Origin of the sequence: Dehalobacter sp. TBBPA1, assembly GCF_040931655.1 — a bacterium.
Taxonomy (GTDB): domain Bacteria; phylum Bacillota; class Desulfitobacteriia; order Desulfitobacteriales; family Syntrophobotulaceae; genus Dehalobacter; species Dehalobacter restrictus.
This window is the reverse complement of sequence record NZ_CP162385.1, coordinates 2,566,187-2,579,816: the sequence shown is the minus strand read 5'-3', so window position 1 is coordinate 2,579,816 and position 13,630 is coordinate 2,566,187. Positions and strand designations below refer to the sequence as shown.

15 protein-coding genes and 1 other annotated feature are annotated in these 13,630 nt (G+C 44.6%); of the genes, 12 read left to right on the top strand and 3 right to left on the bottom strand.

The window, feature by feature from the left end; all coding sequences use genetic code 11:
* Position 1: 1 nt before the first annotated feature.
* The 6 genes from yhbY to leuS all read left to right on the top strand — a co-directional run bounded on the left by yhbY (position 2) and on the right by leuS (position 5,423).
* On the top strand, positions 2-292 hold the full coding sequence (gene yhbY / locus AB3489_RS12695; RefSeq protein WP_368293192.1) for a ribosome assembly RNA-binding protein YhbY: 291 nt from the start codon (positions 2-4) through the stop codon (positions 290-292).
* Between the two features lie 141 nt (positions 293-433).
* The gene (nadD, locus tag AB3489_RS12690) at positions 434-1,075 is read left to right on the top strand and encodes a nicotinate-nucleotide adenylyltransferase (protein WP_368293191.1); all 642 of its coding nucleotides are present in this window, start codon (positions 434-436) and stop codon (positions 1,073-1,075) included.
* An 81-nt stretch (positions 1,076-1,156) separates the two neighbouring features.
* The gene (locus AB3489_RS12685) at positions 1,157-1,411 is read left to right on the top strand and encodes an RNA-binding protein (RefSeq protein ID WP_019226560.1); all 255 of its coding nucleotides are present in this window, start codon (positions 1,157-1,159) and stop codon (positions 1,409-1,411) included.
* A gap of 202 nt (positions 1,412-1,613) precedes the next feature.
* A complete protein-coding gene (yqeK, locus tag AB3489_RS12680; RefSeq protein ID WP_368293190.1) occupies positions 1,614-2,198 on the top strand; it encodes a bis(5'-nucleosyl)-tetraphosphatase (symmetrical) YqeK in 585 nt (194 codons plus the stop codon).
* 3 nt (positions 2,199-2,201) lie between these two features.
* Positions 2,202-2,549, top strand: coding sequence for a ribosome silencing factor (gene rsfS, locus AB3489_RS12675; RefSeq protein WP_019226562.1), 348 nt, complete (start codon positions 2,202-2,204; stop codon positions 2,547-2,549).
* Between the two features lie 67 nt (positions 2,550-2,616).
* Positions 2,617-2,811, top strand: a binding site (T-box leader).
* A 119-nt stretch (positions 2,812-2,930) separates the two neighbouring features.
* Positions 2,931-5,423 carry a leucine--tRNA ligase gene (gene leuS / locus AB3489_RS12670; RefSeq protein ID WP_368293189.1) on the top strand — a complete coding sequence of 831 codons (2,493 nt, stop codon included), beginning with the start codon at positions 2,931-2,933 and terminating at the stop codon, positions 5,421-5,423.
* A 6-nt stretch (positions 5,424-5,429) separates the two neighbouring features.
* On the opposite strand, the gene AB3489_RS12665 is transcribed toward leuS, so the two are convergent.
* Both AB3489_RS12665 and AB3489_RS12660 read right to left on the bottom strand, forming a co-directional pair.
* Positions 5,430-6,149: a type II toxin-antitoxin system prevent-host-death family antitoxin gene (locus AB3489_RS12665; protein ID WP_368293188.1), complete on the bottom strand. Its 720-nt coding sequence runs from the start codon at positions 6,147-6,149 to the stop codon at positions 5,430-5,432.
* Between the two features lie 233 nt (positions 6,150-6,382).
* Positions 6,383-6,679, bottom strand: coding sequence for a hypothetical protein (locus AB3489_RS12660; RefSeq protein WP_368293187.1), 297 nt, complete (start codon positions 6,677-6,679; stop codon positions 6,383-6,385).
* 200 nt (positions 6,680-6,879) lie between these two features.
* Here AB3489_RS12660 and AB3489_RS12655 point away from each other — a divergent pair, with 200 nt between their 5' ends.
* From AB3489_RS12655 to holA, 6 genes are all read left to right on the top strand, one after another.
* On the top strand, positions 6,880-7,479 hold the full coding sequence (locus tag AB3489_RS12655; protein ID WP_368293186.1) for a helix-hairpin-helix domain-containing protein: 600 nt from the start codon (positions 6,880-6,882) through the stop codon (positions 7,477-7,479).
* Positions 7,480-7,668: 189 nt separating this feature from the next.
* Positions 7,669-8,274, top strand: a complete 606-nt coding sequence (locus AB3489_RS12650) for a DUF4131 domain-containing protein (RefSeq protein WP_368293185.1) — start codon at positions 7,669-7,671, stop codon at positions 8,272-8,274.
* Between the two features lie 72 nt (positions 8,275-8,346).
* The gene (locus tag AB3489_RS12645) at positions 8,347-10,197 is read left to right on the top strand and encodes a ComEC/Rec2 family competence protein (protein ID WP_368293184.1); all 1,851 of its coding nucleotides are present in this window, start codon (positions 8,347-8,349) and stop codon (positions 10,195-10,197) included.
* Between the two features lie 86 nt (positions 10,198-10,283).
* On the top strand, positions 10,284-10,802 hold the full coding sequence (locus tag AB3489_RS12640; RefSeq protein ID WP_019226569.1) for a peptidylprolyl isomerase: 519 nt from the start codon (positions 10,284-10,286) through the stop codon (positions 10,800-10,802).
* 288 nt (positions 10,803-11,090) lie between these two features.
* Positions 11,091-11,951, top strand: coding sequence for a methyl-accepting chemotaxis protein (locus tag AB3489_RS12635; protein WP_368293183.1), 861 nt, complete (start codon positions 11,091-11,093; stop codon positions 11,949-11,951).
* A gap of 36 nt (positions 11,952-11,987) precedes the next feature.
* The gene (gene holA / locus AB3489_RS12630; RefSeq protein WP_368293182.1) at positions 11,988-13,052 is read left to right on the top strand and encodes a DNA polymerase III subunit delta; all 1,065 of its coding nucleotides are present in this window, start codon (positions 11,988-11,990) and stop codon (positions 13,050-13,052) included.
* A gap of 124 nt (positions 13,053-13,176) precedes the next feature.
* On the opposite strand, the gene rpsT is transcribed toward holA, so the two are convergent.
* Positions 13,177-13,449 (bottom strand): 30S ribosomal protein S20, encoded by a 273-nt coding sequence (rpsT, locus tag AB3489_RS12625; protein WP_019226572.1) that lies wholly within the window; start codon positions 13,447-13,449, stop codon positions 13,177-13,179.
* Positions 13,450-13,630: the final 181 nt, after the last annotated feature.

Below are 13,630 nucleotides of genomic sequence, written 5' to 3'. Positions count from 1 at the left end.
CATGCTGACAGGCAAACAGAAAAGGTTTCTAAGGGCTATGGGGAATGAAATGGAACCTATTTTAATGGTTGGCAAAGATGAAATTACAGATAATATGATTAAACAGGCCGCCGATGCGTTGGAGGCAAGAGAGCTGATTAAAGGACGGGTGCTCCAGAATTGTGCCGATGCCCCGAAAAATATCGCCTCCGGGCTGGCCGAAGCTACCCATTCAGAATTGGTTCAGGTGATCGGGCGGAATTTTCTGCTCTATCGGAAGGCCAGCGAAAAACCAAAAATAGAGCTGCCCTGACATATTTTCTTGGTAAATGAGGACAATTTGCAGGTGGGATATTTCTCAGCATATTTTACTTAAGTATTCTCCTGAGATCAGTCTCCGTTATAGACAGTGTTACGGAGACTTGCCTCATAATAAAAATTTAGGAGATAAATAATGGAACGGAGTGTTCGCGAGTCAATCGCCGGCGGATGCCGGATTGGCATCATGGGAGGAACGTTTAATCCAATTCATTACGGCCATCTGGTGGCTGCGGAGACTGCCAGGGTCGAATTTGCGCTTGACAAGGTCTTATTCATCCCCACAGGCATTCCTCCGCATAAAGTTGATTACCAGATTGCAGATTCGGATCTGCGTTTTGCGATGGTTGAAATATCTATTCGCGACAATGAGAATTTTATCGCATCCAGAATTGAGATTGACAGGGAAGGCCCTTCATACACCTATGACACTTTAAAAGCCCTGCATCGGTTGTTCCCTGAACAGGAACTTTTTTTTATCACCGGTTCGGATGCGCTCCGGGATATTTTGAATTGGCGGGAAGCAGAAGGAATTATTGGAATATCCAAAATTATCGGGGCTTCGAGACCGGGGTATGAAATTGGTGATTTTTTGGGAGAATTATTTGACAGATATCCTTATGCCCAAGACAGAATATTCGAGATGGAAATCCCCGCTCTGGCTATATCTTCGACAGATATCAGAAAAAGGATCTGGAATAACAAGTCTATTCGTTATTTGCTTCCAGAAGAAGTACGGCGTTTCATCATAGAAAATAATATTTACATCAGTAAATAAACATTTGACTTCCGATAGGATTGTATACTATAGTAATAGTTGTTTCATACTATAAACAAAATTATTTTAGAGGTGAATTCCATGACAAAAACCCTGTACGTGGGCAATCTCCCCTGGAGTACGACTTCAGAGGAACTGACTGAGTACTTTGCTCGGTTTGGCAATGTAATCGGCAGCAGAATCATTACCGACAGAGAAACCGGTCGCTCAAGAGGCTTTGGCTTTGTAGAAGTTGCTTCAGAGGATGCCGAGCGCTTAGCAGAAGAACTTAACGGTAGTGAGTTCAATGGCCGTTCATTGACAGTAAACGAAGCGAGACCTCGCCAAACTGTCTAATGTTTTTGGTTGGGGGTTTCTGTTAAGATAAATTCTGATCTTTAATGAGTCGTAGGACTCTATATAAATAGCATGAAGAATCCTGGTTTATCTTACATTCTCAGACCCTGGACCCGAGAGAATACGGTACAGCAAACTGTACCGTATTCTTGTATGACGCCCATGGTGGCAAGGAGCGGTAAAATAAGAGAGGTTGAACGTTGTGAACGACCGGCTGGAATATTTCAGAACTTTAGCCTCACAAAAACTTCCGCTGGAAAGATTTCAGCACACGCTTGGGGTAGAGGCTCTGGCCGTGGAACTTGCCCCGAGGTTCGGTGTAAAAGAAGGAGATGCGGGCTTAGCTGCCCTTACCCATGACCTGGCTAAGGAGTACACTTATTTGGAGCAGCTGAAAAAAGCCCGGGAATGGAACCTTATTCTATATCCGGAAGATATGGAAATTCCCCAGGTCATTCACGGAAGAGTCGCAGCTTATATGCTACGGAACCTTTACGCGATAAAAAACGAGGATGTCCTGAATGCGGTTGCGAATCATACCTTGGGGAGACCGGGGATGTCCCCTCTGGAAATGTTGATTTACAGTGCCGATCTCATGGAACCCGGGAGGAATTTCCCCGGTGTAGACAAGCTTCGTCAGAAGTTGTATCATGACCTTAAGACAGGTACACTGGCTTGTGTGGAGCATACCTTGTACTATCTGAAGGAGAACAATAAACCGATTCATCCGCTGACAATTCTGACGTATGAAGATTTGAAAAATGGAAAAGCGTCTAAAGGAGGTTAGAATTTGGAAATAAGTCATGACCAGCTGCAGAAAGTAGTTGACTTTATTGACGATAAAAGAGGCGGAAATATTCTGACCCTTGACTTAAAGGGAATATCCGTCATTGCAGATTATTTTATGATTGCCACGGGAAACAGCACGACTCAGACCAAAGCAATTATCGAGTACCTTGCAGAAAAATTGCCCGAGGTCGGGATTCCGGTTTTAAGGATAGAAGGGCTTCCTGAAGCTCAGTGGGTGCTGATCGACTGTGGTGATCTGGTTATACATATTATGACACCAGATACCAGAGAGTTTTATAGTCTGGAAAGACTGTGGGGCGATGCTCGGGAAGTTGTATTATATAATTAGATTTTAATTCTATATAGAATTAAAATCTAAACGATTGAATAATTAATTTGGATATCCAATCTAATATTTTTACGCTTTGATGGAAAGCAGTACCTGAAAGGGATGGATCAGAGAGACGGCGGTTGGTGTGAGCCGTTTTCACCAGGCGGGGAACTCGTTCCTGAGCAGTGTCCGGGCAGCAACGGATGCCGGTGAGAACCGTTATAATCTTTAAGCGCACAGAATTAGGGTGGTACCGCGGGAGCAAACTCTCGTCCCTTGGGGATGGGGGTTTTTATCTATTTTTGGACTAGTAATATCTACCAGAAGAATGAACGTTTGAAACATAAGGCAGGACAACTAAAGGCTGTTCTGTTGGAAAGAACTTTGGAGGTCGGATCTATGCAGGAAAGATATTTATTCAACGAGATTGAGTCAAAATGGCAGAAAGCCTGGCTGGAGAACAAAGCAGGAAAAACTGAGGAGAATAGCGGTAAAGAAAAGTTCTATGCACTTGCCATGTTTCCATACCCATCTGGAAACTTACATATGGGACATGTCCGCAATTATTCGATCGTTGATGTGATTGCCCGCTTCAAAAGGATGCAGGGCTATGATGTGCTGCACCCGATTGGCTGGGATGCCTTCGGCCTTCCCGCTGAAAACGCCGCGATCAAGCATCAGACACCGCCGGCAGAGTGGACCTGGAAAAATATTGCGAACATGAAGCGACAGCTTCAGGAAATGGGTATTTCTTACGATTGGGATAGAGAAGTTGCAACCTGCCACCCCGAGTATTACCGCTGGACGCAATGGATTTTTAATCAGTTCTATCAACATGGTCTGGTCTATAAGAAGAAAGCCGCTGTAAACTGGTGCCCGTCCTGCGCGACAGTATTGGCTAACGAACAGGTCGTGGACGGTGCCTGCGAGCGCTGCGACACACCTGTTACCAAAAAAGATCTTGAACAATGGTTTTTCAAGATTACGGATTATTCGGAACAGCTCTTAAACGACCTTGATAAGCTCACCGGCTGGCCGGAAAAAGTAAAAACCATGCAGCGCAACTGGATTGGCCGCTCTGAAGGGGCCGAAGCCAATTTTAAAATTGAAGGCACCACAGATATGATCACTGTATTCACAACCAGAGTCGATACGATTTTTGGCGTGAGCTATGTGGTTCTTGCCCCCGAACATCCGCTGGTTACACAGCTCGTCAAAGGAACACAGTATGAACAAGGCGTGCTCACTTTTATCGAGAAGATGAAAGGTTTGAACGAAATTGCGAGAACCTCATCGGAAGCAGAAAAAGAAGGGATGTTTATCGGACACTACTGCATCAACCCATTAAGCGGAGAAAGGATCCCGATCTGGATTGCCAATTACGTTCTTCTCGAATATGGAACCGGGGCTGTTATGGGGGTCCCGGGACATGATGAAAGAGATTTTGCCTTTGCCGGGAAGTACGGTCTGCCGATTGTGAGAGTCATTCTTGATCCTAAAGTTTCCGCTGCAGATAAAGATATGCCGATGAAAGAAGCTTATATTGAAGACGGGACCATGGTCAACTCCCTTGATTTTGACGGACTGGATAACCGGACGGCCTGGGGCAGGATGGCTGCCAAACTGGAAAAGCTGCAGCTTGGTGAGCGTAGAATCAATTACCGCCTTAGGGACTGGCTGATTTCCCGTCAGCGCTATTGGGGTGCGCCAATTCCGATGATTTACTGTGATACGTGCGGCGTTGTGCCTGTGCCGGATGATCAGCTGCCGGTGATGCTGCCCGATGATGTCGTGTTCAAGGCCGGTGAGAATCCGCTGACCACTTCCCAGAGCTTTGTGCAGACAACTTGTACGAAGTGCGGAGGCCCTGCCAGAAGAGAAACCGATACGATGGACACCTTCATGTGCTCTTCGTGGTACTATCTGAGGTATTGTGACCCGCGGAATCCGGATAAGGCTTTTGACGAGAAAAACACGGCCAAATGGATGAACGTCGACCAGTATGTCGGCGGTGTTGAGCATGCGATCCTGCATCTGCTCTATTCACGCTTTTTTACTAAAGCCCTGAGAGATTTTGGCTACCTCCAGGTGGATGAGCCGTTTGCAAATCTGCTTACCCAGGGAATGGTCTGCATGGACGGTTCCAAGATGTCCAAATCCAAAGGAAATGTCGTCAGCCCTGAGGAGATCATCAGCAAATATGGTGCAGACACGGCCAGAATGTTCATTCTGTTTGCTGCCCCGCCTGAACGGGATCTGGAGTGGAGTGACCAGGGTGTTGAAGGTTGCTACCGCTTTTTAAACCGTGTCTGGCGGCTTATTGTCCAGTATCAAGCTGCCTTGGCTTCTGCAGGAAATGGCAGTACTGCACGTGAATCCTTCACGGAGCTCGATGCCAAAGCCAAACAAATGCGTTTTACCACACACAGTGCCATCAGAAAGGTTACCAATGATGTCGGCAGCAGATTTAATTTCAATACCGCGATCAGTTCCATTATGGAATTGGTTAACGCACTTTACCTGTATAAAGAAGAAAAGGATGCCAACCTGGCCGTTGCCAGAGAAGGCATTGAAACACTGCTGAAGATCTTGGCACCGTTTGCCCCGCATATCACCGAAGAGCTCTGGGCAGAACTTGGAAACACCGAAAGCATTCATAAACAGGCCTGGCCCATTGAAGATGAGACGGTGCTGATCGAAGAGGAGATCACGATTATTCTCCAGGTAAACGGAAAAGTTCGCGACAAGGTTCAGGTCCCAGCCGAAATTTCTAAAGAGGAACTGGAAAAGATGATTCTGTCTTCAGAAAAAGTCAAACAGCACCTTGAAGGAAAAACCGTCATCAAAGTGATCACGGTTCTGGGTAAACTGGTGAATATCGTTGTGAGGTAAGACAGTTTAAGAAAATAGCTGTTCAAGAGGGACAGACAAGCCTTCAAAATATAGAGACTTGATCGTATCGCTGCTCTGATAAACGCGGTATTCCCTGATGTCCAGTTCGGCAAAGCAGTATAAATAGACTTCCTTGCGCCAGGGATTCACAATCCAATATTCCGATATACCGGCCTGCAGATATAAATTTAGTTTTTTCAGCAGGTCTTTTTTTTGTGTGGAATCGGACAATACTTCAAGAACTAGGGTAGGTACGCCGGTATACCTGCCTTTTTCATTGATATTTTCAGTATCGCAAATCACAATCATATCAGGCTGGACAACATTTTTATTGTCACTGACTGAAAGGGTTACGTCGAACGGAGAAGTCAGCGGACGGCATTTCTTGCCTTTGAAATAATTGTACAGGACATTGGATATTTCCATGATGATGCACTGGTGGTCATAAGTAGGTGAAGCCAAAAGGTAGACTTCTCCGTCAATATACTCGTAGCGGCTTTCACTTGATTCAGAAAGCATTAAAAAGTCTTCATACGTGATCTTCTCTTGGTCCCAGGAATAGCCTTCAGCTTTTTCAGCAACGACTGAAACATCTTTTCCGGGCTCCTTATAGCGTCTAACAACTACTGTTTTTTTGCCGTTTTTCGTGATGATAATGTCTTCAAACCAGGCTAGCTTCAGATAGCGGCCAAAATTATTCTGGGCTTCAGTTGAGGTAATTTCCATTAGAGCACCTCCGCGTTAGCTAATATAAAAAATTAGCTAATACAATTGTAACATATTTGCCAGTTGTGTCAAATTAAAATAATACAGTTAAAACCAGCCACGATTCGAATAGAGAATCGTGGCTGGTTTGCCACGGACAATGACACGAAGTGCCTGGTGTCAACACGTTAGGGATAACAAAGTGTTCAACTGGCCTAATGCTGCGGTGCAATTCAGAAGATCAGAATGAGAAATCAATAATAAGGGTATGGCCTGTAAGGCCCGTACGGGTAGGGGCCATAAGCAAAACGGGAACCGTAGGCCAGGCCTGCGCCGTAAGCAAAAGGAACACTTAGTGCTAAAGCGGCTATAGCCAGGAACGGAAGAAACAGAAATCCTGGGTTATTGGAATGAAACAGAATACCGTCCTGACGGACTTCAACAATTTGTCCGTGGTAGGTTTTACCGTCAAAGAGACTTACTGTGGCCTGATTCCCTGCATAAGGAGCAACAAGCTCATAATTCAGATGGGTTCCTCTAAATAATGTCATTGGGAGTAAGAGCACCTCCTTGTAAAAATTTGCCAGTTTCGGCTGATATATTCTATGTTTTGGAATAGAAATGGGAACATTCTCATGATCAGGTTTAAAGTTTAAGCGCGCTGATTAACTTGGAAACGGCAAAAAAGTAATCCACACAAAGGAATTTGAAAATAAATGGAGAATAATGGAAAAAGAGGGGGTATGGACGATTGGAGAAAAAGCTGAGGCTGCTTTGGTGGGGCATTTTGGGTGTATTACTGGTCCTGGCCGCTGTGAAACTGTTTTTGCCAGTAAACAGTCCGGTTGAAGTTAATCAGGCAGAAGAAAACAGGGAGATTGTAGTTTATATTTCGGGTGCAGTTGTGCATCCCGGTCTTTTGCACCTCCCTTTGAATGCCAGGTTGGATGATGCGCTGCAGGCAGCGGAACTGACAGCTGAAGCTGACCTTGAAGTATTGAATCCTGCCCAAAAGCTCAAGGATGGACAAAAAATAATTGTGGCCTCAAAGAGTACCGGAACGGGTCAATTAACCGGAAATGAGACCCAAAACAAGACTCAAAATAAGACCGAAAACAGCGCAGCTCAGCCGGGTACAACAGACGGATTATCGACAAAGGTCAATATCAATACCGCAGGTATTAATGAACTGGATACTATTCCGGGGATCGGTCCGGCCTTAGCCCAGCGAATTATTGATTATCGTACGGAAAACGGGTGGTTCTCCGCACCGGAAGAGATTCAAAATGTTTCGGGGATTGGTTCAAAGACCTATGAGAAAATGGAGAAGTATATCTCTATCAGTCCGTAACGTGATAAAGCAGTATGTCTGAGGCAAGTCTGCGGGCCACAATATTCGCGTGCCATGAATGGCACAATCCGCAAATAACTGCGCTGCGTTATCCTGTTCCGCTCATAGCGGAACTGTAGCTCTCGGACTGAGCATAGGGTGTTTGCATACCAAAATGAGAAAAAGGTCATGAAGGGGCATGAAAGCGTCATGAAAGATAAACTGGTCAGTCAGGCTATAGCTGTGCTGACAGGTGGATTGCTGGCCGTTCAAAGTGAAAAAGAAGCAAGAATATTCATATTGGCCATTTGCTTGCTTTTAGCTATAGGAATTGTGGTTATATGGAAACCGCTCGATTTTTTTGGCAGGGCTTCCAAACCTGAAGCGGTACTGCTGGCCTGCGGGCTTTTAACAGGTTTTTTGTATGGGATGCCGGCAGAGAACAATATCGCTTCTCCGCTGCTTATAGAAAGAATTGAGATACAGGGCAGATTATTGGATTGGCGGATTAATGATAAGACCGGCCAGGGTATTTTCATCCTGGAAGATGTCTATCCCGGAACGGAAGAACGCTTGGGGGAAAAATACAATTTTCGTGTTTATCCCGAAAAAAATGGGGTATATATGAAGGGATGGGATCGAGTTAAGCCCGGAGACACCATCTTGGTCACAGCCAGACTGGAACATCCCAAACCTCCGGGAACAGAGGGCGAATTTGACCTTCCGCTTTATTATGCCGTAAGAGGCTTAAGCGGTACGATTACAGCCTTCGGGGAAGCTGATGTACTGGAGGAAGGTGTTCCGGGTTTTACCTGAAGGATACGTCAGCATGTACATGATATTCTGACCGCATCCTGGCCGGAGCAAGCCGGTATTCTTGAAGGAATTTTGTTTGGGGATTCCAGCGGGATCTCTGCGAAAACACTGGAGATGTACAAGGCCGCAGGAGTCATGCATGTTTTTGCGGCTTCGGGATCTAATGTGGCCTTTGTGATGGCTTTGGCATGGCTGTTTCTGTTTGGCCTGCCCCGGAAAGCCAGGATTGTCGCAACGATTGGAGTTATCTTGTGTTATGCAGTCTTATGCAACGGTAATCCGCCTATCTTACGGGCAACCATTTTAGGAACCTCAGTCTTAATCGGCCGCTTAGGCAGTGGAAAGATGTCGTCGCTTAGATGGCTTCTCTTTGCTGCGTTGATTCTTTATTTATGGAATCCTTTATTTTTGCGTGATATAGGTTTTCAGCTTTCCTTTGCTGCTACTTGGGGAATGCTGGTTCTATCACCCCAGTTGATGAAAAATGCCTGGTTCGGCAGGCTGCCTGAATTACTGAGACTGCCTGCAGCAGTATCATTTGGGGCTCAGATTGCCGTGATACCCATTATGATGAATGTTTTTCACAAACTGTCTCTGGCTGGGCTGATCACCAATATATTCATCCTTTTTATGCTCGGCGCAGTTCTGCAGATCGGGCTTATTGGAACGGTACTGATTTTTGTTCCGGGTATCCCATCCGTTTTTTTTCAAGCTGCAGTATGGCTGCTTGAGATCTCTGACCGTATATTGACGCTGATTGCATCTTTCCCTTGGGCCTATTTCTGGGTATTAAACCCCGGCCTGGCCTTTTGGATAGCCTGGTATGGATTTTTGGCAGCGATGCTATTCGGTACAGAAAGAATACAATTCATTTCGAACGTACAGGTCAGAAGACTCAGAACGACAGCGAAGAGATTACAATTTCTGCCCTACCTGTACAGAATGGTTGACACGCTCCAACTTGGAAAGAACGAAAATAAGCCACACCATATGGGATATTCTAATCTGTGGTCTGCAAAGTTCCTAGATTCTGCCAAACAACTAATTCCTGCGAAACTGTTAAGTTTTATCAAATTTAGACATGTCTTTGCTTTGCTTATGATGCTGCTGCTCTGGCACCCCTGGTCGGCCGGCAATGCCCTGGAAATTTCGTTTATTGATGTGGGCCAGGGGGACTGTATCCTAATTCAGACAGCCCGAGAGAACCTGCTTGTCGATACCGGTCCCCGTAGGGAGAACTACAATGCAGCGGAAAAAATTGTGCTTCCTTATTTGATGGAAAAAAGGATAGGTCAACTGGATCTTCTTTTTATCACGCACGAGGATGCTGATCATTTGGGAGGGGCGCAATATCTGCTGGCCAATTTGCCTGTGGCAAAAGTCGCAGTACCCGAAGCGGGTGATAGAATAACAAATGAAGAATGGCAGTCGGGAATTCCAGCGGAATACTACCGGAACGAAGAAAAGTTTGTAACGCTCAAGGCAGGGGATTATATCCATTTTTCTTCCGGTTTGCAGATTGAGATTATAGCCCCGGTCGAAGAAATGAACAACACCGGCGCTGATTCGAATAATAATTCTCTGGTGATACAGATGGAATATCTGGGAAAGAAAATCCTATTGACGGGAGATATGGAAGCAGAAGAAATGGAATCCATCTCAGACAGAGGAACTGACTGGAATTCGAATTTTATAAAAGTTCCACATCATGGCGGAAAAGGCTCTCTGGATACAGCTTGGTTTGACAGTACCAATCCCCGGGCGGTGTTTGTTTCTGTAGGCAAAAACAGCTTTGGTCATCCTTCCCGGGAGGTTATCAACTACTGGGAAGAAAGAGGTGTACCTATATATCGGACAGATATGGACGGTACAATACAATTGATGATCAATAAAAAGGGCTATCAGATAACGACAGGCAGGTGACAGCTGCAAATTTCTTTTTTATCCAAATTTATGCTATAATCAACAACTGAACGAATAATTCACACGTTGAAAAGGAGTTATCGATCATGGAAAAACCGATTGTAACAATTGAAATGGCCAACGGGGATGTCATTAAGGCCGAGCTTTATCCTGAAATAGCCCCAAATACTGTCAATAATTTTATTTCATTAATTAAAAAGGGCTTCTATAACGGTCTGATTTTTCACAGAGTCATTCCTGGTTTTATGATTCAGGGAGGATGCCCGCAGGGTTCGGGAATGGGCAATCCAGGCTACAGTATTAAAGGGGAATTCTCCGGTAACGGCTTCAAGAATGATCTGAAACATAGCCGTGGAGTCCTGTCTATGGCCCGCTCCAGAATGGAAGATTCAGCCGGTTCTCAGTTCTTTGTCATGGTTAATGATGCACCTCATCTTGACGGTCAATATGCAGCTTTTGGCAAGGTGATCGAAGGCATGGAATCTGTTGATCATATTGTTTCTGTCGAAAGTAACTATCAGGACAGGCCCAATCAGGAACAGGTAATGAAAAGCGTAACCGTCGACACCAAAGGTGTAGATTACGCTGAACCAGAAACCGTCTAAATATTTTGGTCTGAAACATCAAATTAGTCCAGTAAAGACTAATTTTATACGGAAATACAAAAAATATCAAAGAACATGAATAAAAAGAGGAAGTGCATGGAAATAATACCAAATGAACATCTCTTTTCTCCTCCTCTTTCTTTCCCCTTCATCCGTTGAGGGGGACTTTTTTTGTTGTAAGATCCCAATGATCTTTGGTTGAAAAGTTATTTGTTCTGCGTTATAGTAGAGATAATTCAAAATAATTACTAAATAGGTCATTTTGGGAAGAGAGAGGAAGATATTTTAATGGATTTTGCAGAAAATCATGTAAAAAGCTATGAAGAAATCTTGGAAGCCTACGTGATGGTATTAGCCGATTTAAAAGAAATAATGCAGGAAGACATCATGGTGCTGATCACAAATAAGACGAACGCGCTCTGTCATTACTCCGGCTATAAACTTCATACGAAGGTGGATCCAAGTTTTAAGGTTAGTGATCACGCTCACCTTGTTGAAGCGATGAGAACAGGTAAAACCAGATCGGATATTATGTCCAAAGAGAGATACGGTATTCCGTTTGCGTCATTCACATACCCAATTAAAGCACCCGATGGAGAAATCATCGGCTGTGTCGGAATCGGTAAAAGCCTAGAAAAAGAGGGTAGAGTTGAAGAAATTTCTCAAGGTTTAGCAGCAACGCTTCAGCAAGCAAACGCTGGATTGCAAGAAGTTGCCTCAGGATCACAAGGGCTTTCTTTCAAAATCAGCAATGTGGTAAAATCCGCAAATGAATCCGCCGTGAAAATTAAAGAAATTAATAAGGTCATTAGCGCTATTTCGGATATATCCTCACATTCCAACCTGCTGGGTTTGAATGCCGCAATTGAAGCGGCTCGCGCCGGTGAACAAGGTCGCGGCTTTGCAGTGGTTGCAGAAGAAATGCGCAAACTTGCTGCCCAAAGTAACGACTCAGCTAAAATGGTTACCGAAATACTTACCCAGATGAGAGAATCTATTGAAGGCATTATTATGGAAATCAACCAAATTGGCGGTATTGCTGAAAATCAGGCCGCAGCGACTCAGGAAATCACCGCTGCAATTGAGGAAGTAAGTGAAAATTCACAAAACCTGGTTGAATTATCAAAAATCACATTGGGTGGCAAGTAAGAGAGTTTCTTCTTAACTTCAAGGAGAAAATAGGATATGACATTAGATATCATCAAACTGGATATAAAGAACCGCGATATCCCCTCCGTTTATCTCTGGTACGGCGAGGACCGCTATTCTCTAACCGAGGCTTTAAAACTGCTAAAAAACTATTATTTGCTGGATGATCCTTCCGGCAGCAATACAGAACTTCTTAACGGAAAAGAACAAACCCGAGAAGAAATGATCCAGGCTGCCAATATGACAGCCTTTTTTTCCGGAAAACTCGTGGTTGTTGATGATCTTCCATATTTCAGTACGGGCAGGAGCAAAGGCACTTCCGAATCGGAAAACAGCGCCGAAGAAACAGAACGATCCGATTCAGGGAGAGGCAGCGACCCGGATATCCTGCTGGAATACTGTCTGAACCCCAATCCGTCCACCTGCCTGGTCCTGATATCGGAAAAAGTGAACAGAGGCAGAAAACTGTTTAAGGAAATTAATAAAAATGGAAAAGCAGTGGAATTTGCATTTCCGAAGGGCCAGACGGAATGGACGGCCTGGTTGCAAAAAGAAGCGCTTCAAAACGGAAAGAACCTGAGTGTTCCCGCCGCTTTGTTTCTTCTGGAATGGGCTGGCCATCAGACGGGGGTACTCAGTCAGGAACTGGCCAAATTAGCTTTATATACTGGAGAAAAACAAAACATAGAAATTGAAGATATCCGGAAGATATGTCTGCCGATGATCGAGACGACGGTCTTTGCGATGCTGGATGCCATCGCGGCAGAGAATACCAAAGATGCCCTGACCAGGCTTTGTGAAGTGCTCAGTCAGGAACATTACCTCAAGGTGCATACCATGATCGTCCGCCATATCCGACTGTTGCTGGCAGCGAGCATTTGGCGGGCCCGCAGGGGCACAGTCAATGATTTTATGGACACTGCAGGGATCAGGACGTTCTTTGAAGGGAATAAGCTTTTTCAGCAAGCGGACTCTTTTTCAGCCAACAGATTGGCTGAAGCCATGGAAGATTGTCTTCAGACTGAACTGGCGTTAAAGAGCAGCGGAGGGAACCCTCAGCTACTGCTGGAAATAATGGTTATACGATTATGTAAGAAATAACGTAATGATAAAAAGAGGATGCCTCAGGGTTCTGAGATATCCTCTTCAATGTCTATGGAGCGTGAAGCGTTTAAATAGCCTTCACGGATGCTGCGACGTCCATGGAGGGACTAGTGCAGCGTTGTTAGCTGGCTTTATTATTCAAAGCCTGAAATTTTTTGGCCATTCTGGATTTTTTGCGAGCTGCTTTGTTTTTGTGGATCAAACCTTTGGCAGCAGCTTTATCAAGTGCACGGGAAGCTTTTTGCAGAGCTTCAACAGCATTTTCAGGATTATTGTTTACAACTTCCTCAAAACGACGAATAGCGGTTCGTAAGGAAGATCTGGCAGCAGTATTCTTGGCATTCTGTAATTTGCTTAGTTGGACCCTCTTAATTGCTGATTTAATATTTGGCATACAGTCACCCCCTTCGAAACATCTAACTACCGCACGTTTTTTAGACAAAAGTTATTTTATCATATTTTAGCAAGACTATGCAACTAAATTCTAAAAAAAGAATACCTTGCCTTTACTATTGCCATGTCAATCCTAAATCTTATACCATCCTGAAATATATTTTTACTTTTACTATAGTGAT

What these genes read in the sequence shown, in the direction of transcription:
- AB3489_RS12640 (WP_019226569.1), top strand. Translation starts at nt 10,284, where the DNA reads ATGGAAAAACCGATTGTAACAATTGAAATGGCCAACGGGGATGTCATT.
- holA (WP_368293182.1), top strand. Translation starts at nt 11,988, where the DNA reads ATGACATTAGATATCATCAAACTGGATATAAAGAACCGCGATATCCCC.
- AB3489_RS12650 (WP_368293185.1), top strand. Translation starts at nt 7,669, where the DNA reads ATGAAAGATAAACTGGTCAGTCAGGCTATAGCTGTGCTGACAGGTGGA.
- yhbY (WP_368293192.1), top strand. Translation starts at nt 2, where the DNA reads ATGCTGACAGGCAAACAGAAAAGGTTTCTAAGGGCTATGGGGAATGAA.
- AB3489_RS12685 (WP_019226560.1), top strand. Translation starts at nt 1,157, where the DNA reads ATGACAAAAACCCTGTACGTGGGCAATCTCCCCTGGAGTACGACTTCA.
- AB3489_RS12665 (WP_368293188.1), bottom strand. Translation starts at nt 6,149, where the DNA reads ATGGAAATTACCTCAACTGAAGCCCAGAATAATTTTGGCCGCTATCTG.
- AB3489_RS12660 (WP_368293187.1), bottom strand. Translation starts at nt 6,679, where the DNA reads ATGACATTATTTAGAGGAACCCATCTGAATTATGAGCTTGTTGCTCCT.
- leuS (WP_368293189.1), top strand. Translation starts at nt 2,931, where the DNA reads ATGCAGGAAAGATATTTATTCAACGAGATTGAGTCAAAATGGCAGAAA.
- AB3489_RS12635 (WP_368293183.1), top strand. Translation starts at nt 11,091, where the DNA reads ATGGATTTTGCAGAAAATCATGTAAAAAGCTATGAAGAAATCTTGGAA.
- rpsT (WP_019226572.1), bottom strand. Translation starts at nt 13,449, where the DNA reads ATGCCAAATATTAAATCAGCAATTAAGAGGGTCCAACTAAGCAAATTA.
- nadD (WP_368293191.1), top strand. Translation starts at nt 434, where the DNA reads ATGGAACGGAGTGTTCGCGAGTCAATCGCCGGCGGATGCCGGATTGGC.